Source organism: Lysinibacillus sp. NPDC097868 (genome assembly GCF_044761135.1).
Taxonomy (GTDB): Bacteria; Bacillota; Bacilli; order Bacillales_A; family Planococcaceae; genus Lysinibacillus.
In genome coordinates this window covers 2,389,609-2,411,470 of record NZ_JBIWBS010000001.1, presented here as the reverse complement: position 1 = coordinate 2,411,470, position 21,862 = coordinate 2,389,609, and the positions used below count along the sequence as shown (strand labels likewise).

The window sequence follows — 21,862 nt, the reverse complement described above, 5'->3', positions numbered from 1 at the left end:
ATTGTATTTCTAATCTCATATTAACAGGTAAATCCAGGCTATTACGCTTTCTTCTTTCCTATACTTCAAGACGACACCAATGAAAATGAAAAACAGGTATACCTCAATATAAGTAACGTAGTTTAGTTGACCCTCGTTATAATACCCTATTACAAATATTAATTTTAATAATAATAAAATGCTTCCCATAAATAAAAATATATTTGCTATTAAATTTCTATTTAAATCTTTCCACACATCACATCTCCTCACCAATAATCTTCCCTCCAACTTTTACCTTAATTTTAATTCATTCAATTCATTTATTAAATAAATTATGGAAATATACCATGGAAAACGATTCTTATAAATTTACTAATATTATTATTTTAGATTAAAGGACTGAGCGCCATTTAAAAGGCTCTTTTTATAAATAATTATGTTAGTAAATATGCAGAAATGGGTATGTCTAGTAAGGGAGTCGTTTGACAAAAGTAACAACCTGTTGATAAAATCGAGTTGTTACTTTTGGTAGCCGAGTAAAAAAATTTAAATAAAGGGTTTCTTAGGAAGACGATGAAACGCTAAGTTTTGAAACTAGGGGGATGAAAAAAGATGAATTTAAAATCGTTAGGACTCACTTTAGGGCTAGCCACTATGCTACTTTTAACAGGGTGTGGTGATGGAGATAGCAAACAAGAAAATGGCAATTCAACAGAAAATACGCCAAGCATAGGTGAGCAAGTAGATTATAAGATTACTGGAATTGAACCAGGGGCTGGGTTGACTGAGCTTGCAGAAAAAACGATAGAGAAATATGAAAACTTAAAAGGCTGGGAACTTGAACAAAGTTCAACACCAGGGATGTTAGGCTCATTAGAGCAAGCTATTCGAAATGAAGATCCAATTATTATTACCGGATGGACGCCACATTGGATGTTTTCATCTTATGATTTGAAATTTTTAGAAGATCCTCAAGGGACATTAGGCGGATCGGAAAATATTAATACACTTGCGCGTAAAGACTTGGAAAAAGACTTACCTGATGCGTATACAATACTGGATAGATTTTATTGGGAACCTGAAGATATGGAAGCAGTTATGTTTGAAGCACAAACGAGTTCATTTGAAGATGCAGCAGACAAATGGATAGAAGAAAACCAAGAAAAGGTAAATGAATGGACAAAAGATGCGAAAAAAGTAAACGGAAAAGAAATTGAATTAGCTTCTACTCCGTGGGATTCAGAAAGAGCTTCAAGTAGTGTACTTCAGGCAGTATTTGAAGAACTCGGCTACACAGTCACAATTACACCAGTAGATCCTGCCATTATGTTTCAAGCAATCGCTACAGGAGTAGCTGATGCAACAGTAGCTGCTTGGTTACCAACAACACATAGCTCATTTTATGAAAAATATAAAGATGACTTCGATGATTTAGGTGAGAACTTAAAAGGAACAAAAAATGGATTTGTAGTTCCAGAATATATGGATATAGACTCCATTGAGGATTTACAGCCGAAGAAGTAACACCAATACGAAAGGGGAATTTCCTAATAAAGAGGGAAATTCTCCTTTTACATTTTTATCTCACCTTGTCGTTAAATCAAGTTTAGATGTTATACTCTAATGTAATTAATGAAAGTCAAAGTATACGTCAGTGAGGTATTCAAATGATGAAAATAGTACCCCCTAAGCCCTTTTTCTATAAAGGTGGTGATAGAGCTGTTTTACTATTACACTCTTTTACAAGCAATACAATTGATATGAAAAAGTTAGGGAAGTATTTGCAACAGAACAATTATACTTGCTATGCACCCTTATATAGGGGACATGGCTTAACAGCAGAAGAGTTGCTCACATACAGACCGACAAATTGGTGGCAAGATGTATTAGACGGTTACCAGTTGTTGAAGGGGGAAGGCTATGAAAAAATAGCCGTTGTTGGCCTTTCTCTTGGTGGTGTACTTGCATTAAAAGTTGCGCAAGAGCTTGCGGTAACTGGTGTTGTGACAATGTCAGTGCCAATACGTAGGGAAGCTTCTTTTCTACAAAAGCGTGTTTTTCATTATGCAAAAGGTTATAAACAGCTCGAAGGAAAAAATGAAAACCAAATAAATATAGAAATAACACGTTTGCAAAATATGTCTATCGATTCATTAGTGGAGTTTCAATACCTCATTCAAAAAACGATGGATAAATTAGCACTTGTAACGTCACCAATCAGTATTTTATATGGTGCTTTAGATGATCCGTTATATAAAGACAGTGCAGCGGTAATTTTTCAAAACGTAGCGACACAGCAAAAAACGATGAAAGGGTATCCGAACTCCAAACATTTAATGACATTGGGTATAGACAAAAATGATGTGAACAAAGATATTCTTGCATTTTTAAATGATTTACTTTGGTAATTTTTAATTCATAGAAGCATGTAATAATAAAAAACAGTGGGAATGAAATACACTTCCCACTGTGTATGAAGATATTTAATGTTTTAAAAATTTAAGTGATTTTATTTCGCTAACAAATGTTGAGGCTAACAGTAACGTACCACCGAGCATCTGAAGCACTGTCATTTGTTCTTGCAGTATTAAAGCCGAAACTAATATGGCTATAAATGGATCAACATAGCTTAACATGGCAATACTTTGCCCTTTCAGTTTCTCCATGCCAGCAAAGAATAACCAAAACCCAATCCCCGTATTAAAGATCCCTAAAATTAAAATAAAAGGAATGGAAGAACTCGCTACATTAAACATTTCAAAGCCAGAAGTTATGAAAACATATGGCATAAGGAGAATAGCAGTTGTGCCGAGCTGAATCATTGTCAGCTCCAGTTTTTCCATCTCTTTAATAAATTTATTTAATAGCAATAATGCAGCGTAAAAAGCAGCGGCAATTAATCCATAAAAAAGTCCGAGGAGATCATCCATTTTAGATGCACTCAGACCTTCACCTACAATCAAAAGTAATCCCATAATAGCGACAATAATACAAACTACTTTTTTAAATGACAATTGTTCTTTAAGGATAATTGGGGATAGTAGCATTACAAACACCGGTGCAAAGTAATAGCCGAGTGTTGCGTTGGCAATTGTCGTATGGTCATAGGATTGGTAAAGAAAAATCCAATTTCCAGCTAATGCTATACAGGAGAAAAGCAATATGGAAGCATTCGACTTCACTAAATGCCATGATATTTTTTTCTTCATCATAATGAAGAGTACCGTTAAAAATAAGCAACCTATAAAACTGCTTAGTAAAGCTCTTTCGCTCGAAGCAAGATCAATTTTTCGAACAACTAAACCGATTGTACCGAAAATGATCATTGATAAAATAAACTGAAATTTAGATTTCATCGTTTACTCCTTCGAATCTGCGAAACAGCTTATATATCGCAGATTCTTAATCTGTTTTGTATATAAGCATGTTCAATGCTGCCTGAGCAGCTGGAGTAAACGGTGGTGGTGATGTTGAAAATGGCTTCCAAATGCAAATATTTGATTTCGATAATGACATAAGAAATCCCTCCGATAGAATAAAAAATTTTTATTTTCGTATTGCAATATATATGCTGATGAATATTTAAAAATGTTCTAAGTAACCCCTTCTTCCATTTATAAAAGGGAAACAGCCACTATAAATAGAAGTAAATAAAATATAAAAAATATCAGGGGTGAAATATTCATGGTCACAATTAGAAATGTTGAAACAAAGGAATTGGATTTTTTGACCGATATGCTTTATGAATCGATCCATATTGTTGAGAACAAACCTAAAAAAGAGGATTTAATCAACTCAAGTCATATTAAAAAATATCATGAAGGCTGGGGGCGAAATGGAGACACAGCATTAATTGCAGTAAATACGAATCATCAACCTGTGGGTGCTGTTTGGTATCGCTTGTTTAACGAAAGTAATAAAGGATATGGCTTTGTAGATAGGCATACGCCTGAATTAGGAATAGCTGTAGCTGAAGAGGTTAGGGAAAAAGGAATAGGAACGTTGTTGATGAAGGCAATAATTAATCAAGCAATTAATGAAGGATATAAATCTATTTCTTTAAGTGTAGATCTTGAAAATAGCCATGCAATTCACATTTATAAAAAATTAGGTTTTGAGGAATATGAAGTATCCGGAACATCTATGACAATGGTGTTTAGAGTTAAGGGAGATTAGATGAGTATTTATTGTAAGAGCGCACTACATCAAATCAAAGTCGCTGTAACGACAATTGTTCAAATGATAGAAAAGTTAGCAGAACAAGAATTGCATAAAAGACCTACACCGAATAAGCATTCCATTGGCGAGTTAGTAGAGCATATTGCAATGATTTGTGAAGCAGATGCCCTTATTGCAGACGGGACTTCCAAAGAAAAGATGGATGAATATTATGCTCGTGTCTCCTATAACAACTTAGCTGACATGAAAGAAGGGTTAATAAAAAATTATCATTTTTTAGAAGATAAATTTATGAATTATACAGAAAAAGAACTTCAGGAGGAAGTGACCTCTTATTGGGGTGTGACATACTCACGCTATGAATGGTTGTTAGAGATCGTTGCGCACGTTTACCATCACAGAGGACAATTACACGCTATGCTTGTGCATTGTTATGGTATCGATCTAAAGGTTTCGTTGTTTGAATAGTGTAAAAGCGGAGGGATGAATATGAAATTTATTGGCTTAAATAAGAAAACGAAGCGATTATTTTATGGGTTCATTTTGTTTTTAGTTTTGGGATTAATAAGTATTAATTTGGCCGATTCTGCAAAATTGAACTACAGAGATGCTCGTAATAACTTTATTAGTGAGTTTAATGGAAAAAACCTTTATGGTAATGATATTAAAAACATCGAACTTACTCTTCAAGCGATTAATGAACGATTTCATACTTCAGAAAGCATTGCGATTTATGACAAAAAAGACGACATCCGTGATGTACAATATTTAAATTTAGATTTTAATGAGGCAAAACATGTCTTTCCGATAAATGCGAATAATAAAGAGAATTTGCTAACTATATTATTTTATGTAACTGAAGGATTTAAAGCAGGGGATTATTACATTGTAAATCGCTATTTTCCCGATTGGTTTTATGTATTCCCAATCGTATTTTTCACTGTAAGTGCGGTGTTGTTTGTACTTTGGGCTGTATTGCAACTTAAGTATATTTACAAGACAAAACTTTTTAAATTCACACTTAAACTTAACTAATTGATGAGGTGGGAAAATGTATTGGGAGACTCTTCCTAATTGGGTTTGGATTATTTATTACACATTTATACTAGCAACATTGGGTGTTGCAATATTGAGGATAGTAAAAAAGAAATTAGTGATTGTATCTATTATTACGATTATTCTAGCTATGACTATTCCGATAATTAGTATTATCAATAGCATTGGGAGAGAAAAAGGGGTGGATGAGTTCGAACATTTTATTACGCAGTTACAACAAGGCTATAACTGGCCTATTTACGTAATTGTAGGATTCTTTTATTTATTTGTTTGGTGGGCTGTTTATCTTATCAAAAATAAAAAGAAGGATGTATCTTATTGAATACATATGGGGAACATTAGCGATTACGGTAGAGCAAAGCTAATTAGTTGAATTAATGTGATAGCTGAGAGAAACTTAATTTTACAAAATTAAACTAGCTAGGAGATACGATATGACAGAATTTTGGGAATCAAGTTTTATAGAAAAACAAACAATGTGGGGATTTGAACCGACAGACTCAGCAATCGTAGTAAAAGATTTTTTCCTTGAGAGAAATGTTAAAGATATATTAATACCTGGTATTGGATACGGTAGAAATGCAAAGGTTTTTACTGACAATGGAATCGATGTAACTGGTATCGAGATTTCACAAACAGCGATTAACTTGGCAAGACAAAATGGGATTGATATTAATATTTTTCTTGGTTCCGTAACTGATATGCCTTTTGATAATAAACTTTATGACGGTATATTTTGCTATGCTCTTATTCACCTATTGAATAAACATGAGCGAGAAAAGTTTATTCAAGATTGCTATAATCAGCTAAAGCCAAATGGGTATATGATTTTTACAACAGTTTCACAAAATGCCCCTATGTTTGGAAAGGGCAAACAATTAGATAAAGACTACTTTGAGGTAATGGAAGGCGTCAACATGTTTTTTTATGATGCAGACTCCATAAAACAAGAATTTAAACAATTTGGGCTAGTAGCGTTTTCAGAAATCGACGAGCCAAGCAAACATGCGGAAAATAAACCTCCTATAAAATTTATAATGATAAAATGTGAGAAAGAATTATAAGTACATTAGAAAATTGTAAATCGCTTATAAATCTGCCCGTATTTCATTAGAGAGAGGCGAGATTCAATGAAATATTTTACTAAAGAATGGTATGAACTGTGTCAAAAAACAAGTTTTCATTTGAATTTAGAGGAAGAAAAGCAAGCTGAAACGTTTTCGGAAGAATATTTTCAACAACTCTACAATAACGAGTTAAACAGCTGGCTTGATTTACAAGAAGAAATTTCTTCTATATTGGAATCAAACGATGATGATCAAAACGAATATGAACCTTTTAATAAAAATGTGGCCATTAAACAATTTCATGATGGTTTCATCTATAATCAACATCGTTTAAAAAACGAATTACCAGAAACGATTTTAAATCAGATAGCTGATATACGAGTTTTTGCTTTATATAAAGCAACTCGTACAGTTATAAACGCGGTAACTAAATTTTCTGAGGAAAATGAAAGGTCAGTTACCGCAACAAGTGCCGAATATAGAAAATATTTCAAAGAAGCTTCAAGTTCATTTGAAAAAGACATAGTTGAAAACTTTGGATTTCATGATTGTACGATTTTAAAATCTGTTCAGCATGACAGGTCATTAACATTACACCTTGATAATACAGGTGGTTTTACAGATATAGAGGAAGTCACCTTTGAAAATTATCAAATAATTAAACAAGATGGTTTGTTGGAAGATTCATGGTGGTTGTATAACGAAGTATATAAAGTAAATGACAAATACGAGTTCCACGTCCTGCTTCAAAATAGCGAAATGGGGTTAATTGACTTTATTATTTGTGCTAATCAAGTTTCCTTTAAAAGTAACAAAAATCATGAATAATTCGCTGAGGGCTTTACTCTGATCCAGAGAAGAGCCCTTATCTTCTTTTATTGTTTTAAATTGAAATACAAGGATAATGTTTCAGTCTAAAGGAAATCGCCGATAGTACAGGGAAGAATTAAAAATGAATAAAAGCAAAAAAGAGCGATTGTTTCTCGTGATAAAGGCGTTAGTTTTCAAAAGACGTCTTAAAAGGAGGGGATAAAATGATAAGAAATAAAGTCGCACTTATTTGTTCAATTGTTATTTTAAGTATATGCATGTATTTATATTTCCCTTTTCCTAACAATGTAATGTTAGATGCTTATTCTACATTCATGTCGTTTCCTACTCGCAATCAAGATGGATATATTGTGCTTGGAATTATAGGTTCTGCTATGTTTCTAATTGCTATTATTTTACTTGTTATAGGCATGAAGAAATATCATTTCCGAACTATAGTAATAGTCGTAATAATATATACAATTTTACCGAAGTACCTCATTATGACTTACCAAGAAACATTAGCGAGTGGCATTATGGCAATTTCATACGATGGGAATGGCAAGTGTAATTTTGAAAATGTGAGTGAAGACTTAATAACTGGGGAATGTAACCTTGTATTACATAATAAAAGCAATAAAGCAGTGTCATTTGAATTAGAATTTTTAGATTCTTATTTCATGGAAGATGGAATACGAATGGAGTCACTTATGAATGTAGCTGGCCCATATAGTATAACAATTGAAGCAAATCGAGAAAAATCAATTCATTTAAAGGAATTACTCGATTTATCAGGCGTTCTTAAACATATTGAAAGTGGAACATCATTTAATGTTCATGTTAATTTAATTGACGGAGAGACAAAACGAACTCTATAGGTCAATTTTGATTGGATAATGATTGGGTGTGCTACTTAATAATTGTAAACGGTTGGTTATTTTTTGAAACTTAGTCATGTGTTGAATCGTAAAAGTATTAACTACAAAAGTTAATGGGGGGTGGAGGCACATGAGTAGAAGTAAAACATTCACTATCTTTTTCTTAGTCATCTTTGTAGGACTGATTGTAGTGGGTTTTTACACTATTAATGATGTACAAATCGAAAGCACCTATCAACTTGATGAGCAAAGCATTATAGAAAGAAATGGCGAACACTATTTGTTAATTGATAATCGCGAGTTGTCTTTGTCGAAGAAGTATTACGATAAACTCGAATTAGAAAAATACAACGAATACAAAATTAAGTATGTTTATAATCGATTGAAAAATAATGATGGTGAAGTTGTAGCGCTTAAAAGATATGGCGAACAGCCTTGGGGGCAATAACGGAATGGGGAATCGCCGATAAAATAACGAGAAATCAACGATAAAACAGCCAGAATCGCCGTTACCTCCTATTGAAAAAAAAGATGTGTACTGGAAAGGATTTCAGTACACATCTCAACTTTAATTAAACTGTAAATTTTTTAGTAATATGATTTAATTGTATGGATTGGTCAGCTAGCATTTGTGAGCTTTCTAATATTTGTTCCATTAAACTAGCTGTTTCTTCTGTTGATGCAGACGTCTCTTCTATACTAGCAGCGGATTCCTCTGAGACGCTAGCAATATTGCAAATGGATAAATTCAGTTGTGCACCTTTGTCGACGAAATTTTCAAGTTTACTAGATATAATACCAACATTCGTTGTCATGTCTTCAATAAGTTCAGCAATTAAATTAAAGGTTTCGGATGTTTCTTTAATTTGAGAGGAACTGTTTTGAATGGTTTTATATCCGACTTCTAGTGATGCTGCAACTTCGGCAGATTCTTGTTGTACAGAGTTGACAATGCTTGTAATGTCATTGACACTAAATTTCACCTCTTCTGCAAGCTTTCTTACCTCGTCAGTCACTACAGCAAAACCTTTTCCGTTGTCGCCTGCTCTTGCAGTCTCAATTGCGGCATTTAATGCAAGTAAGTTGGTTTGTTCTGAAATATTCGTAATAACAGCGATGATGTTGTTTATTTGTGTCGTTTTTTTATCTAACTCTTTTACCTTTGTTACTTAATGAAAAGGGAGGTTTTCTATGTTAAATCGTGTTCTTGAACAATTTAGATTGCAAGTACGATCCGTTAATGAGGTCGAAGATTCCCATAGTTCAACAGTCTTTAAATGTACATTGTTTAATGGAGAAAATGTTTTTTTGAAAATTCCTTATTCAAAATTAAAGTGTCAGCGTGAGCTAGAAGCTTATGAAATTTTAAAAGGGAAGGTAGCCATTCCAGAAATGTTAGATTATTGGGCAGGTGATGAGGAATGTACGGGTGCATTTTTATTATCTGAATTAAAAGGGAAACCACTAATAACGAAGGCTTCACCAATAGTAGCGTTTCAAGTTGGGGTCCTTCAAGCTTCCATGCATACAATTCATCCGCCAGCACAAAAATTATCAGGTATTCAAAACGAATTTCCCGATTGGTCTAGATTTGTAGAACGCCAATTTTATAGTTTTGCTGAGGATGTAAAAGATATATTAGACAAACGCTTATACATACAAGCCATTGAAAAATTTGAAAAAATGAAGCAACAGCTCCCAGCCCCAGATGGACCAAGCTTTATACATATGGATTTTCGTCCAGCAAATATAATTGTGGATGGTCATAATGTGTCAGGTACCATCGATTTTGAATCCGTACGATTTGGCGCAACAGAAATTGATTTTACTAAATTGTATCGTGATTTTTTACGATACGATTCGGCTTTGTATCATGCTTATCAAGAGGGCTATAACAGTGTAAGACCATTAATTGATTTAGAAGTTGTTTTGTCTTTTTATCGTTTTACAGATGCATTCAATAGTATCGGGTGGTGTAAACGGCGAGGTATGGAAAAAAACGCTTTATTTTTTGAAGAGAATTTAGCGATTTTGAAAAAATTTTTAAAATAACGATGGCCACGATTGTTCTTTCAAAAGTTTTTTTGAGGGGGCATTAACCATGTAGATTTATATGACCAAAGGGGCAATTGGAATGATTTCATTTATTCTTTTTTATTTAATAGGAATACTAAAAAGAATTAAGTAAGATCATTGATATTTGTGGGAGGTATAAAAAATGAAAGAAAAAAAGTTTGATACTTTAATGGTATTGCACATATTGTTTGCATTCCTCGTTTTGGGAATTAGTATATACGTCAATGTTACGGAAAATTATCAATTTTTTCCATTTCTGTTCGCGCTGATGGGTGTCATGTTTTTAATAATAGGGTTAAGAGAATATAAAAGAACGAAGAATTTATTGTGGGGAATTTTCTTTTTATGCACTGCGTTCTTCATGTTATTCGTTGCTGCTCAAGGTATTGTGATTAATTAATAGAATATTTGACTAAAGGGCGCTTGCTAAAACGGCGAGGTTAAGTCACAATGTTTAAATTTAGGAGGGGTTTAATGGAAAATGGCCAAGAGCACTATCAATTACAGGATAGCTATTTTTTCGTTATTGATCCATTTATGTGTGGTATTATCGGATTTTTAATGTTTGTTGTGATTATTTTATTTTTTGTATGGAAAAGTAGAAAAAAGAAAACTATTAATTAAAGAAGCTTTTAATAGTTTAATGGAGGAAAAGCAATGGATTTATTATTTTTTATCTTTTTACCGCTGTTATTTTCTTTTTTATGGTTTATTAATTTAGTTCAGTTATTAGAAAAACTAAAGCAAAATAGAAATATTAAAAATCAAAAAATACTTGGTTCATTATGGAGTATTTGCTTTACATTATCGATTCTTTTATTCGTATTAACGCTATATTAATGGAAAATATGTACAATTTACCTTTGAATTTAACCGTGTTTATTAATTCAATAAAATATCTTATAAAAAAATGTATCTGCGTATTTTGAAATATACATAAAGGAGTTTCAGCAAAATGATTTTAGTACCAAAAGAGCATTATAGTTTAATAAAGAACAAACTTGAAGAAGCACCAACGTTTGTATTTAGTGTGTTGGATTCTACTATAGAAGGAACTGTTTATGCAAATTGTGCCGATTACAAATCATTGCTTATTCAAACCAATTCAGGATTGTACTATATTGCAGGGCAAACAATAGATGAGCTATTAATACAGACCATTGTTAAATTTTTTGAGACATCTGTATATCAAGCGAAACGCTTTACATTATTTTCTGCTAATCCTGCTTGGGATCAAGCAATTGAGAAACACCTTAATACGAGAGTAGGGAAAATTCAAAGGTATGCTTTTTCTTTTGATGCAATGAAGTATGAAAATAGAAGAAGAAGCGATAATTACGAGTACGAAGTAGCAAAAATAGACCCATTGGATATTCAACATTGTTTGGAGTTTGATAAAAATTACTACGATGAATATTGGGATTCTACGCATAATTTTATTCAAAATGGAATTGGATTTTGTGTGAAGGATAGAGGGAAGATTATTAGTGAATGCGTTTCGATTTTTAAATCTACAAAATATGCAGAAATAGATATTGTTACCGACTTGAATTATAGGGGGAAAGGGTTAGCGAGTATTGTGGCTGAACAGTTTATAGATTATTGCCTAGCAGAAACAATTCAACCACGCTGGGATTGTGATGTTGATAATAGTGCTTCCATTAATTTAGGTAGTAAATTAGGTTTTGCAAATGCGAGGAAATATAGCGTCTATTTTAAAAATAGCCAAAATGTCCAACGGTGAGCTAAAAAGGATTCTTCTTAATTAACAGTGGCACAATTTACTCCTTCCTGTCATACAATATCGTGGGGTGATTAAATTGCCAAGAGCAAAATACCGCGATGCAGATGTCGCTTTAATGGCGAGGATGATGAGGGCAGAAGCGGAAGGTGAAGGAAAACAAGGGATGTTGTATGTTGGAAATGTCATTGTTAATCGCCTAGTATCAAATTGTTTAGATTTTAAAGATTTAAGGTCAATTGACGATGTTATTTATCAGGTACAGGGCGGAAATTATTCTTTTGAAGCGGTTCAAAAAGGGAATATGTTTTATCAACGGGCAAGGGAAACCGAGAAAAGATTAGCGAAACAGAACTTGGACTATTGGAGAGACCACCCAGCGAAATTTGCACTCTGGTACTTTAATCCATATGCTCCGTGCCCTCCAACGTGGTATGGTCAACCATTCACTGGTCAATTTAAAAATCATTGTTTCTATGAACCTGCACCAGATACATGTGAAGGGGTCTACACTGGATAGGTAACAATTTCGGATTGAGGAGCTTTTGCAAGCTCCTTTTTTGCTGTAGATTATGTGTGTGCCACGCTCGTGCATTTTGCTATTTCATTCTTGAAGATTACAATATTAATTACCAAAATTTTGTTGCCTTTTTCTCTGAAATCTTATAAGGTAAATATAAATAGTGTAATTTTACACTTTTGAGGAGGACAAGGCAATGAGAGTTTTGCAAACAATATTCGTGTTTATGGGTGTGTTATTTTTTACTGGAATATTTGCTTTTGCTTTTTTATTAAATGGTGCTATTCATTATTTAAATCTTCTTTACGTACTATCGATTAGCTTCTTTTTACTCTTTACGTGTTTAAATTTTGAATGGTTTAAGACGAGGCAGCGGAAAGTATTGTTTTCGACAATTATTGGTATTGCTGTTATTTTCGCTTCCATTGCACCGATTAAGTATCATTATAAAATGAGTATGGCTACTGTCGATGCAGAAATTAATGAGTATTACTATGAACCATTCGTAGAGCAAAATAAGGTTGTGAAGAACGATAAAAAAGCTTCATTACAATTGGCGGAACCACTTCCACGCTTAGATGGCGCAACGGCAATGTATCCATTATATGCAGCTTTTGTGGAAGCGACATATCCAAAAAAGGACTATCCGTACTATGATAGTGAGGTTAAGGTAAGTCGAACGCCTGAGGCTTATCAAAATTTAATTTCAGGTGATGTGGATGTCATTTTTGCTGCGGCGCCATCTGCGTCACAAATTAAATCAGCGGAGATCAATGGGCTGACATTTGATATGACACCGATAGGGCGAGAAGCATTTGTCTTTTTTGTCCATCATAAAAATATTGTTGAAAATTTATCCCTTGAACAAATCAAACAAATTTACGCTGGAGAAATAACAAACTGGCGAGAAGTTGGAGGTGCCAATGATTCTATTCGTGCATTCCAACGACCAGCTGATAGCGGGAGTCAGACGACATTAGAAAAAATGATGGGTGATAAAACTATAATGGAGGCTCCGGCAGAAGATGTAGCATCAGGAATGGGCGGTATTATCCATGAGGTATCTCAATACCGTAATTATAAAAATGCAATTGGTTTTACGTTTAGGTATTATTCGACAGAAATGGTCGGTAATAAAGAAATTCAATTACTGTCTATTGATGGTATTGCGCCGACGAAGGAAAATATTCGAAATGGTACATATCCACTAACGTCGGAATTTTATGCAGTGACTACTGGGACAAAAAACCAAAATGTTAAGCAGTTTATTGAATGGATTGTGTCACCAGAGGGGCAGGCATTAGTTGAAAAGGTTGGCTATGTTCCAGTGGAAAGTTTTTAAATTATTTGCTATACTAAAATGACAATTAGATATGATAGTTTTCTAGGGTTCCGTAGCGATAGCTAGTCTGGTCCGAGAGAAAACCACAAAATGTATTTTGTGACACGGAAGGATAAAAGCCTGGGAGATACTGTTGAAAAACAGTGTTTCTTTAGGCTTTTTTATTTGCCTTCAATACACTTTGAAGCTGTTTTGTGTCTCATATCTATTATGAAATGGAGGAATACAAATGAACAAACAATGGATCAGTGTCTTTGTTGCAGCTTTTTTTGAGGTAGGCTGGGTAATTGGCTTAAAGCATGCAACAAGCATACTAGAATGGCTTGGCACGGCTATTGCCATTTTTATTAGCTTTTATTTATTAATTAAGGCTGGTGAGTATTTACCTGTTGGGACGGTCTATGCAGTGTTCGTAGGACTGGGAACTGCAGGTACGGTATGCGCAGACAGCCTGCTGTTTGGAGAACCATGGAAGCTAGCTAAAATATTATGTATTGTGGTACTGCTCGCTGGTGTTGTAGGTTTGAAGCTTGTAACAGGTGAACCGAAGGATAAAGAGGTGAAAGTATAATGGTATGGGTAGCATTAGTTATCGCTGGGATCTGTGAAATGATGGGTGTTTTTATGATTAGTAAATACAATGATGTAAAATCGGTGAAAAATTTAGTTTTAATGATTGTGGCTTTTACGGTTAGTTTTTTAGGGCTTGCCTTTGCAATGGAAACTTTACCGATGGGGACAGCTTATGCCATTTGGACAGGTATTGGGGCAGCAGGCGGAGCATTGTTAGGTATGCTCTTTTTCAACGAATCTAAAGATTGGCGACGAATCGTTTGTATTGCCCTAGTTTTAGGAGCCGCCATTTGCTTAAAATTATTATCTTAGTGCCAGTCACTCAAACAATTTTGAATAATTTTTTATGTATAACTAAGTAAAAATCCACGAAGCCTCCTGAGGGAATGCACGTAACGTAAGTCGCAACAAAGCGCGCGTTGCAACTTACATCGTGTCCGCAGAAAGAGAAGTGGATTTTTACTAAATAGAAAACGTCTATTTTGCTAGGTGCCCATACTAAGTGCCAGGCACAAAAACAATTTTGTTTATTGTTCTTTTACATCTTTTGTCCATTCAGCAACTTTATCTGGATTATTTTTAATCCATTCTTTCGCTGCATCTTTAGGATCATCACCATTTAAAATGTCTAGCATAACTGCTTCTAGATCTTCTGATGTCCAGTGGAAATTATCTAAAACTGAATATACATCGGGTTGATCTTCTTTTAACCCTTTACGAACAAATGTATTAATCGTTTCTTCTCCGCCATAAACACCTTTTGGATCATCTAAATATTTCAAATCATATTTTGCGAATTTCCAGTGTGGAGACCAGCCAGTAACGATAATTTCTTCTTTATTTTTAATTGCTTTTGAAAGCGCAGTTGTCATAGCACCTGAAGATGAAGTTAATAGATTCCAATCTGCTAGGTTATCATATTCCTCTTGTGCTTTTTCAGTTGCCGCTGTAATGCCGGCACCAGGCTCAATTCCTGTAATTGTATGATCTGCTTCATTTGTTAAATCTTCAATTGAATTTACATCCATATAGCTTGGGACAACTAAGCCAATTTTTGCACCAGCAAGGTTTTCACCTAGCTCGTCTAAATCTTTTTTATATTTTTCGTATTGTGTTCCATGTGTATGTGGAAGCCAAGCAGCGACCATGCCATCAGCTTCACCTTTTGAAACAGCTTCCCACATAATTGCGTTATCAAGTGGTGTTAACGTAACGTCATATCCTAAGTCTTCTAAAACTTGACCGACAACGGTAGTCGAAGCGATTTCTGTATCCCACTCAACGTAGGCTAAATTTACATCTTTCGAATCCTCATTCTTAGTCGAATCACTTTCACTACATGCAGCTAGCATAAAGCCAAGCCCTAAAGCCATCCCTAATTTTGATAATGTTTTCAGTTTCATCGAATCTTCCTTTCTTCCCTCAATATTTAGCATTCTAGCAAAACACAAAACGTCTGTAGTGCGCTCTTGTATTTGCTTATATGCACTATTACTGCTCTTTCTTTCTATTAAAGCTTTGAGTTAAGCGATCGATAATAATCGCGAAAATCACGAGTCCTAAACCTGCAACGAAACCATTCCCTACTTGTGTACGTTGCAATGCTGTTAATACTTCACGACCAAGACCTGGTGCCCCAATCATAGAAGCAATAACTACCATTGAAAGTGATAGCATAACGGTTTGGTTAATGCCGGCCATAATTGTTGATTTAGCAAGCGGAATTTCCACTTTAAACAACTTTTGCCCTGCAGTACTGCCGTATGAATCCGCAGCTTCCACTAATTCTTTTGGTACTTGTCGAATCCCTAGATTTGTCATACGTACAGTAGGGGGTAATGCAAAGATAACGGATGCAAATACACCTGGCACAATGCCAATACCGAAAAAGGCAACTGCCGGAATTAAGTAAACGAAGCCAGGCATCGTTTGCATAAAATCGAGAATCGGTTTAATAATGTTTTCGGCAACGCTTGACTTGGACATTAAAATACCAAGTGGTATACCAATGATGATAGAAATTATACTAGAAAATAAAACAAGCGTTGTGGTTTCCATGAGATGTTCCCATAAGCCTTGGTTATAAATAAATAAAAGGCCTATTAGAGTAAAGCTTGCGAGCCCAAATTTTTTGCCTACAGCGAAAAACGCTAAAATAACGACAAGTAAAATGAGAATAATAGCGGGAATGCCAATTAATAAATCAGTGACCTGGTTCATGAGTAGTTTTCCGTATTTTTGAATCACATCAAAGAATGCTGAAAAATTACTCGTCAACCAGTCCATAGCTGACTCTACCCATGGGGCAAGTGGTAAGGTTGGAATATTGTCTAAAAAATTATTCATGTGTTACTTCCTCCTCAGTGAATGTTGAAAGTGCTTCGATAACAACACCTCGGATGAGAACACCAAGCAAGCGTTCATCTTTAACAACTGCAATAGGAGTAGGGGAATTATGAATTAAACCTAAAATATCCTGTAAAAGCATATCTGGTGGAACGGTTAACATCTCGGATTGAACAATCGAATGTACCGTTTGTTCCTGTTTTTTAGCAGCCGCTAGTGCGTCATCGGCGGTAATAAAGCCTTTTAAATGTCGATTTTTATCAACTGCTATCAGTAAACTAACAGCTTCTTGGCGCATTCTTTTCAATGCTACTGTAGGTCCATCAAGGTCGACATTGACATAGACAGGTCGAACCATCACGTTTTCAGCTGTTAATACTTTAGAGCGATCGACATCTTCAACGAATGTTTTTACGTAATCATTTGCTGGATTCGTTAAAATTTCTTCACCAGTTCCGATTTGAATAATGGAACCATCTTTCATTATGGCAATACGATCACCAATGCGAAGCGCCTCATTTAAATCATGCGTGATAAATAAAATTGTTTTTTTCAATGTTCGTTGTAAATCTAGTAATTCATCTTGCATTTCTTTACGAATCAAAGGATCTAGAGCGGAAAATGCTTCATCCATTAATAAAATCTCTGGGTCGTTTGCGAGTGCACGTGCTAAGCCTACACGTTGCTGCATCCCGCCTGATAGTTGGTTTGGATATTGATCTTTGTAGGCAAGTAAGCCTGCATTTGCAAGAGCTTGTTCCGCTTTTGCTTTGCGCTCTTCTTTTGAAATGCCTCTAATTTCAAGGCCGTATTCGGTATTTTGTAGAAGTGTACGGTGAGGGAATAAACCGAAGTTTTGAAAAACCATACTCATTTTGCTTCGTCGTGCGGTTCGTAAGCTTTCTTTCCCCATTTTAGAAATATTTTCTCCATCGATAAAAATATTGCCGCTTGTAGGTTCGATAAGTCGATTTAACAGTCTAATCAGCGTCGATTTACCACTACCTGATAAGCCCATGATGACGAAAATTTCACCTTCATTTACAGTAAAGCTGGCATCATATACACCAACTGTTGCACCTGTTTCTTTTAAAATATCTGTCTTACTTTTTTGTTGTTTGACGAGTTCTAAAGCTTGGGGAATATGTTTACCAAATACTTTAGAAACATGTTCTACTTTTATTTTTTCCATAGAACCACTCCTTTCGTGCGCTAATCCCACTTGTATAAGCAGTGAGATATCAACCTCGGATGTTACTTTCATAAAACGGATAAAGAAAATCCATATGACAATTGTTTCGTTTTCATTACACTATTTGAGGATAATGATAACCAAAAATAAACAAGTAACAACTTAACAATAACAAAAGGTTGTTACTTTTGTCAAATCGCTAAATAAGAAAAAAACCGCATAAACGCTGTTATATCAGCGCTTATGCGGATTTTAATTTGGATATAAAAAACTCTGTACGCGACCTAGACTTTCGTCATTGCCAATAAAATAAATAATATCTCCTTCTTCAAATGAAGCATACGGTCCAGGTGAAAGTAATAATTCATTTCCACGGCGAATACCGACTATTGTGCTAGACGTATTTTGCCAAAAATTTAATGCTTGCAAAGTTTGATGAATACAAGGACTTTCAGCAGTCATTTCAATTTGATATGGAATGAAGGGATTGACCGAGCGGAAATGTTCCGTTCGACTAATAAGCTGTTTCGTTTTTTCCTGTAAATGCAGCAATTCATGTTGTTGCTTTTGAATACTTATTAATAGCTCATTTTGTAGCTCATGAACGGATTGGACATCTTGGAATTGTCGGACAAAGCGTGCCGCCATTTCATACGATTTAATGATGACACCACTACCTTTGGAAGCTTCCACAATTTCTAAATCTTGCAAAACTGCTATCGCTCTTCTTGCCGTTTCAGCCGATACATTGTATTGGCTAGCTAATGAAGATCTTGCGTAAATTTTATCACCAATTTGATATTTTTTTTCTACAATTTTTGAGGCAAGATCCACCGCAATTTGCTGGTATTTTGGCTGCCTTACTTGAACATTTTTTTCTAAGTTCATGCTTAAACTTCCTTTCATCATAACAAACCTACCTTCGCTTATTATAGACTAGCCTGCACAGAAAAAATAGCACCCCCATAAGCTATTAGTATATGATTTAAGCATCATTTAACAGCTTTTTATTAAGATATGATATTTTAATAAAAAAGAGGCTGTTGTTTGACAGTTTTCAGTTATTATTATAAACTTAGTTACGTTAAGTAAGTTATGTAAGTAGAAGCGTTTAATTAGCAAATTCAACTAAATGTTTAGAATAGAAAGTTGGCGATAAATATGACAATTACTACTAAAGTAGTGGATATAGTGAAGGACAAAATGACAATTGTAAAGCATTCTGAAGCAGAAAATATTTGTCTAGTAGGTCCAGTAAAGTTACCTATAAAGCAAGGTGAATTTTCAGCGACTTTTCAATGGTATAACTGGTTAAAGGTTGATGGCAATTTGTCAAAAGAAGAAATTATGGATGGGCTAGCAACGGCAAATTTAGCATTTTCTCAGCAATCATCCGTACTAGTTTACGGTGATTTCGCCCATGAAGAAAATGCTTTAATCCGCATGCATAGCATTTGCCATACTGGCGATATATTTGGTAGCCAACGCTGTGACTGTGGTTATCAATTACATGAATCTATGAAAATGATTGTCGATCATGGATGCGGAGCGATTTTCTATTTAGCTGATCATGAAGGACGTGGCATCGGTCTATTTTCGAAATCTCTTGCTTATTTATTACAGGAAGAAGGTTTAGATACTGTAGAAGCAAACCTTGCACTTGGTTTTCAAGATGATACGCGTTCGTATGAAGAAGCGGTTACGGTATTAACGGCTCTTCGTTCGAAGCCTGTTACATTGATTACAAATAATCCGAAGAAGCTATCTGCTTTACAGATGCACGGTTTAGCAGCAGATGGGCATATCCCATTATGGGGAGGTTTGACTGAGACAAATCGCTATTATTTAGATACAAAGGTAGAAAAATCTGGTCATATCCGGAAGTGAAGTAAGTGGAGGGTACAAAGATGACGACTGATGAAAAATACATGCAGTTAGCATTAGATTTGGCAGCGAGTGCAAGAGGGAATACGAACCCCAATCCTCTTGTTGGTGCTGTTATTGTAAAAGATGGTGTTATCGTAGGCACTGGCTTACATCGAAAAGCGGGGGAACCGCATGCGGAAGTGCATGCCTTTCGTATGGCAGGAGAGCATGCAAAAGGTGCTACTCTTTATGTAACGCTTGAGCCATGTTCACATTACGGTAAAACGCCCCCTTGTGCTAATTTAGTCAAGGAATCAGAAGTGAGCCGAGTTGTAGTAGCGATGCAAGATCCAAATCCAGCTGTGGCAGGTAATGGTATTCAATTATTACGTGATGCAGGTATTGAGGTTGAGGTAGGTGTGTTAGAAGAAAAGTCACGACGTTTAAATGAACGCTTTATTCACAATATGCTCACTAAACGACCTTTTGTTATCTCAAAATATGCGATGACATTGGACGGGAAAATCGCTGCACATACAGGGCATTCCAAATGGGTAACTGGTGCAGAAGCTCGGGAGGATGTCCATCATATTCGCCACGAAGTTGATGCAATATTAGTTGGTGTTGGAACAGTGATTGCTGATAATCCTTCTTTAACGACGAGACTAAACGATCGCCACGGCAAAAACCCAATACGCATCATTATGGATAGCTCTCTTCGTACACCGACACATGCCAATGTTCTAAATGTAGAAGAAGCGAAAACGATTATTGTTTGCGGTGAAGATGTTAAGCAAGATCAAATCAACGTTTTAGAGGCTAAAGGTGTCACTGTCCTACCTGTCCGAAAAAGTAACGAAGGTCTTCATATTGATGATATGTTAGAAAAGCTTTATGTACTTGGAATTACTGATATTTTAGTCGAGGGTGGAAGTGCAATTAATGCTTCTTTTTTACAAAATGCTGCCATCGATAAATACGTTATTTACGTAGCGCCTAAAGTTTTAGGTGGAAGTTTATCTTTAACACCTTTTGCGGGCTATAATGCGGCAACAATGGATGAGGCGTGGGATGTTGCATTTGATTCAGTTGATAAGATAGGGCAAGATTTACGCATGATTGCTTATCCGAAAAAAGGTGAAGGTAAGTGAATTTTCAAGCGGATGTATGTATAGTAGGGGCTGGACCAAGTGGTGCACTTCTCGCTCATTTGCTAGCGAAAAAGGGTCTGTCCGTGATACTGCTGGAACAAAGCGCAGCACTTGGGCAGGCTTTTCGCGGTGAACATTTAAATGAAGAGGGCGAGACTGTTCTCAAAAATCATCATCTTTTTCAAGCGATAGAAGCACTTGGCTTATTACGAATGGAAAAAATAGAATATTATGCGAAAGGCGAAGCGTTTAAAACGATTTTTCCAGAAGCTTCTGTAGGACATTTAGGTATTCACGTTCCTCAAGCACATTTGCTTAAAGGAATTCTCCAACATACAGCTCACTTCCAAAATTTTAAGTGTTTCCTAAATACAAAGGTGACAACACTAATGACGGATTCTTCAGGCCGATATATCGGCGTTATCGCGACAAAGGACGAAGAAACGATTGAAATTAAGAGTCAGCTTATAATAGGAGCGGATGGTCGATATTCTACAACACGAAAACGAGCACACATTACCATCCAAAAGCACAAGCATGGTTTTGATTTACTATGGGCAAAAATTCCTGCGCCTCAAGGCTGGGAGCCCGCTATTAAAATGGCGCTCATTGATGATATGCAATTGTCACTTTTCTCACAGACAGGGGGCTATATTCAAATTGGTTGGAATATTAAACAGGGTGATTTTCCGCAGCTTAGAAAACAGGCAATTACTCCGTTTATTAGCCAGCTTATAAAGGCCTTTCCTGAATTAGAGGATACCGTTACTCACCAAATTCGTTCATGGCAAGATTTTGTCTTACTTGATGTGTTTAGCAGTCATTGTGACTGCTGGGGGACAAAAGGACTTGTCCTTTTAGGCGATGCTGTGCACACGATGACACCTACTGGCGCATTCGGTTTAAATAGCGCGCTAAAGGATGCTGATTGTCTTGCGTCATTATTAAATAAGGGCTCTATTAAAGAATTCAATGTGAGAGATTTTCAGCAACTGCGAGAACAGGCCATTGAAGAAGTGTTGGCGCAGCAAATTGAAAAAGAACAAACTTTTGCCTTTCACTTTATAGATCAGGCATCTTGAA

Annotated in this window: 27 protein-coding genes, 1 pseudogene and 1 riboswitch; of the genes and pseudogenes, 22 read left to right on the top strand and 6 right to left on the bottom strand. The window is 35.4% G+C overall.

Translation table 11 applies throughout. The features are described 5' to 3' along the window. Positions 1-594 precede the first annotated feature (594 nt). Complete coding sequence (locus ACIQXJ_RS11955; RefSeq protein WP_403053727.1) at positions 595-1,506, top strand: glycine betaine ABC transporter substrate-binding protein; 912 nt, start codon at positions 595-597, stop codon at positions 1,504-1,506. Between the two features lie 143 nt (positions 1,507-1,649). Further along, positions 1,650-2,390: an alpha/beta hydrolase gene (locus ACIQXJ_RS11950; protein WP_403053724.1), complete on the top strand. Its 741-nt coding sequence runs from the start codon at positions 1,650-1,652 to the stop codon at positions 2,388-2,390. Positions 2,391-2,465: 75 nt separating this feature from the next. On the opposite strand, the gene ACIQXJ_RS11945 is transcribed toward ACIQXJ_RS11950, so the two are convergent. Further along, positions 2,466-3,338 (bottom strand): DMT family transporter, encoded by an 873-nt coding sequence (locus ACIQXJ_RS11945; protein WP_403053721.1) that lies wholly within the window; start codon positions 3,336-3,338, stop codon positions 2,466-2,468. 328 nt (positions 3,339-3,666) lie between these two features. Here ACIQXJ_RS11945 and ACIQXJ_RS11940 point away from each other — a divergent pair, with 328 nt between their 5' ends. From ACIQXJ_RS11940 to ACIQXJ_RS11905, 8 genes are all read left to right on the top strand, one after another. Next, positions 3,667-4,158, top strand: a complete 492-nt coding sequence (locus ACIQXJ_RS11940) for a GNAT family N-acetyltransferase (RefSeq protein WP_403053718.1) — start codon at positions 3,667-3,669, stop codon at positions 4,156-4,158. Beyond that, positions 4,159-4,629, top strand: coding sequence for a DinB family protein (locus ACIQXJ_RS11935; RefSeq protein WP_403053715.1), 471 nt, complete (start codon positions 4,159-4,161; stop codon positions 4,627-4,629). 21 nt (positions 4,630-4,650) lie between these two features. Continuing rightward, entirely contained in the window at positions 4,651-5,196 is a 546-nt protein-coding gene (locus tag ACIQXJ_RS11930) for a hypothetical protein (RefSeq protein ID WP_403053712.1), read from the top strand. Positions 5,197-5,212: 16 nt separating this feature from the next. After that, the gene (locus ACIQXJ_RS11925) at positions 5,213-5,539 is read left to right on the top strand and encodes a hypothetical protein (RefSeq protein WP_403053709.1); all 327 of its coding nucleotides are present in this window, start codon (positions 5,213-5,215) and stop codon (positions 5,537-5,539) included. A 112-nt stretch (positions 5,540-5,651) separates the two neighbouring features. Further along, positions 5,652-6,281, top strand: coding sequence for a class I SAM-dependent methyltransferase (locus ACIQXJ_RS11920; RefSeq protein ID WP_403053706.1), 630 nt, complete (start codon positions 5,652-5,654; stop codon positions 6,279-6,281). 66 nt (positions 6,282-6,347) lie between these two features. After that, entirely contained in the window at positions 6,348-7,112 is a 765-nt protein-coding gene (locus ACIQXJ_RS11915; protein WP_403053703.1) for a DUF4085 family protein, read from the top strand. A 206-nt stretch (positions 7,113-7,318) separates the two neighbouring features. After that, positions 7,319-7,972: a hypothetical protein gene (locus ACIQXJ_RS11910; RefSeq protein ID WP_403053700.1), complete on the top strand. Its 654-nt coding sequence runs from the start codon at positions 7,319-7,321 to the stop codon at positions 7,970-7,972. Between the two features lie 130 nt (positions 7,973-8,102). Beyond that, positions 8,103-8,420, top strand: a complete 318-nt coding sequence (locus tag ACIQXJ_RS11905) for a hypothetical protein (protein ID WP_403053697.1) — start codon at positions 8,103-8,105, stop codon at positions 8,418-8,420. Between the two features lie 124 nt (positions 8,421-8,544). Here ACIQXJ_RS11905 and ACIQXJ_RS11900 read toward each other — a convergent pair. Continuing rightward, a pseudogene (locus tag ACIQXJ_RS11900) lies at positions 8,545-9,129 on the bottom strand (methyl-accepting chemotaxis protein); the annotation flags it as partial. A 34-nt stretch (positions 9,130-9,163) separates the two neighbouring features. Here ACIQXJ_RS11900 and ACIQXJ_RS11895 point away from each other — a divergent pair. The 9 genes from ACIQXJ_RS11895 (at position 9,164) to ACIQXJ_RS11855 (ending at position 14,536) form a co-directional block, all read left to right on the top strand. After that, the gene (locus ACIQXJ_RS11895) at positions 9,164-10,024 is read left to right on the top strand and encodes a phosphotransferase family protein (RefSeq protein ID WP_403053694.1); all 861 of its coding nucleotides are present in this window, start codon (positions 9,164-9,166) and stop codon (positions 10,022-10,024) included. A 166-nt stretch (positions 10,025-10,190) separates the two neighbouring features. Then, positions 10,191-10,448: a DUF3953 domain-containing protein gene (locus ACIQXJ_RS11890; RefSeq protein WP_403053691.1), complete on the top strand. Its 258-nt coding sequence runs from the start codon at positions 10,191-10,193 to the stop codon at positions 10,446-10,448. Between the two features lie 74 nt (positions 10,449-10,522). Continuing rightward, positions 10,523-10,672, top strand: coding sequence for a hypothetical protein (locus tag ACIQXJ_RS11885; RefSeq protein WP_403053688.1), 150 nt, complete (start codon positions 10,523-10,525; stop codon positions 10,670-10,672). Positions 10,673-10,705: 33 nt separating this feature from the next. Next, positions 10,706-10,888 (top strand): hypothetical protein, encoded by a 183-nt coding sequence (locus ACIQXJ_RS11880; RefSeq protein ID WP_403053685.1) that lies wholly within the window; start codon positions 10,706-10,708, stop codon positions 10,886-10,888. A 115-nt stretch (positions 10,889-11,003) separates the two neighbouring features. Continuing rightward, on the top strand, positions 11,004-11,792 hold the full coding sequence (locus tag ACIQXJ_RS11875; protein WP_403053682.1) for a GNAT family N-acetyltransferase: 789 nt from the start codon (positions 11,004-11,006) through the stop codon (positions 11,790-11,792). A gap of 76 nt (positions 11,793-11,868) precedes the next feature. Then, on the top strand, positions 11,869-12,309 hold the full coding sequence (locus ACIQXJ_RS11870) for a cell wall hydrolase (RefSeq protein ID WP_401008635.1): 441 nt from the start codon (positions 11,869-11,871) through the stop codon (positions 12,307-12,309). A gap of 196 nt (positions 12,310-12,505) precedes the next feature. Beyond that, positions 12,506-13,651: a PstS family phosphate ABC transporter substrate-binding protein gene (locus ACIQXJ_RS11865; RefSeq protein WP_403053679.1), complete on the top strand. Its 1,146-nt coding sequence runs from the start codon at positions 12,506-12,508 to the stop codon at positions 13,649-13,651. A 31-nt stretch (positions 13,652-13,682) separates the two neighbouring features. After that, positions 13,683-13,780: riboswitch (guanidine-I (ykkC/yxkD leader) on the top strand. Positions 13,781-13,880: 100 nt separating this feature from the next. After that, positions 13,881-14,222, top strand: coding sequence for a DMT family transporter (locus tag ACIQXJ_RS11860; RefSeq protein ID WP_401008631.1), 342 nt, complete (start codon positions 13,881-13,883; stop codon positions 14,220-14,222). Next, entirely contained in the window at positions 14,222-14,536 is a 315-nt protein-coding gene (locus ACIQXJ_RS11855) for a DMT family transporter (RefSeq protein ID WP_403053676.1), read from the top strand. Before ACIQXJ_RS11860 ends, ACIQXJ_RS11855 begins: the two co-directional genes overlap by 1 nt. Positions 14,537-14,751: 215 nt before the next feature. Here ACIQXJ_RS11855 and ACIQXJ_RS11850 read toward each other — a convergent pair whose 3' ends face one another. The 4 genes from ACIQXJ_RS11850 to ACIQXJ_RS11835 form a co-directional block, all read right to left on the bottom strand. After that, positions 14,752-15,627, bottom strand: coding sequence for a glycine betaine ABC transporter substrate-binding protein (locus tag ACIQXJ_RS11850; RefSeq protein WP_401008628.1), 876 nt, complete (start codon positions 15,625-15,627; stop codon positions 14,752-14,754). 88 nt (positions 15,628-15,715) lie between these two features. Continuing rightward, positions 15,716-16,570, bottom strand: coding sequence for an ABC transporter permease (locus ACIQXJ_RS11845; RefSeq protein ID WP_401008626.1), 855 nt, complete (start codon positions 16,568-16,570; stop codon positions 15,716-15,718). Next, positions 16,563-17,762: a quaternary amine ABC transporter ATP-binding protein gene (locus tag ACIQXJ_RS11840; protein ID WP_401008624.1), complete on the bottom strand. Its 1,200-nt coding sequence runs from the start codon at positions 17,760-17,762 to the stop codon at positions 16,563-16,565. The genes ACIQXJ_RS11845 and ACIQXJ_RS11840 overlap by 8 nt, the downstream gene beginning before the upstream one ends. Before the next feature lie 252 nt (positions 17,763-18,014). Then, entirely contained in the window at positions 18,015-18,650 is a 636-nt protein-coding gene (locus ACIQXJ_RS11835) for a GntR family transcriptional regulator (RefSeq protein WP_401019088.1), read from the bottom strand. A gap of 273 nt (positions 18,651-18,923) precedes the next feature. Here ACIQXJ_RS11835 and ACIQXJ_RS11830 point away from each other — a divergent pair, with 273 nt between their 5' ends. From ACIQXJ_RS11830 to ACIQXJ_RS11820, 3 genes are read left to right on the top strand one after another with little or no spacing between them, the layout of a single operon-like run. After that, positions 18,924-19,649, top strand: a complete 726-nt coding sequence (locus ACIQXJ_RS11830; RefSeq protein ID WP_403053671.1) for a GTP cyclohydrolase II — start codon at positions 18,924-18,926, stop codon at positions 19,647-19,649. A gap of 20 nt (positions 19,650-19,669) precedes the next feature. Beyond that, positions 19,670-20,779 carry a bifunctional diaminohydroxyphosphoribosylaminopyrimidine deaminase/5-amino-6-(5-phosphoribosylamino)uracil reductase RibD gene (ribD, locus tag ACIQXJ_RS11825; RefSeq protein WP_403053668.1) on the top strand — a complete coding sequence of 370 codons (1,110 nt, stop codon included), beginning with the start codon at positions 19,670-19,672 and terminating at the stop codon, positions 20,777-20,779. Next, positions 20,776-21,861, top strand: coding sequence for an FAD-dependent monooxygenase (locus tag ACIQXJ_RS11820; protein WP_403053665.1), 1,086 nt, complete (start codon positions 20,776-20,778; stop codon positions 21,859-21,861). The genes ribD and ACIQXJ_RS11820 overlap by 4 nt, the downstream gene beginning before the upstream one ends. Position 21,862 lies beyond the last annotated feature (1 nt).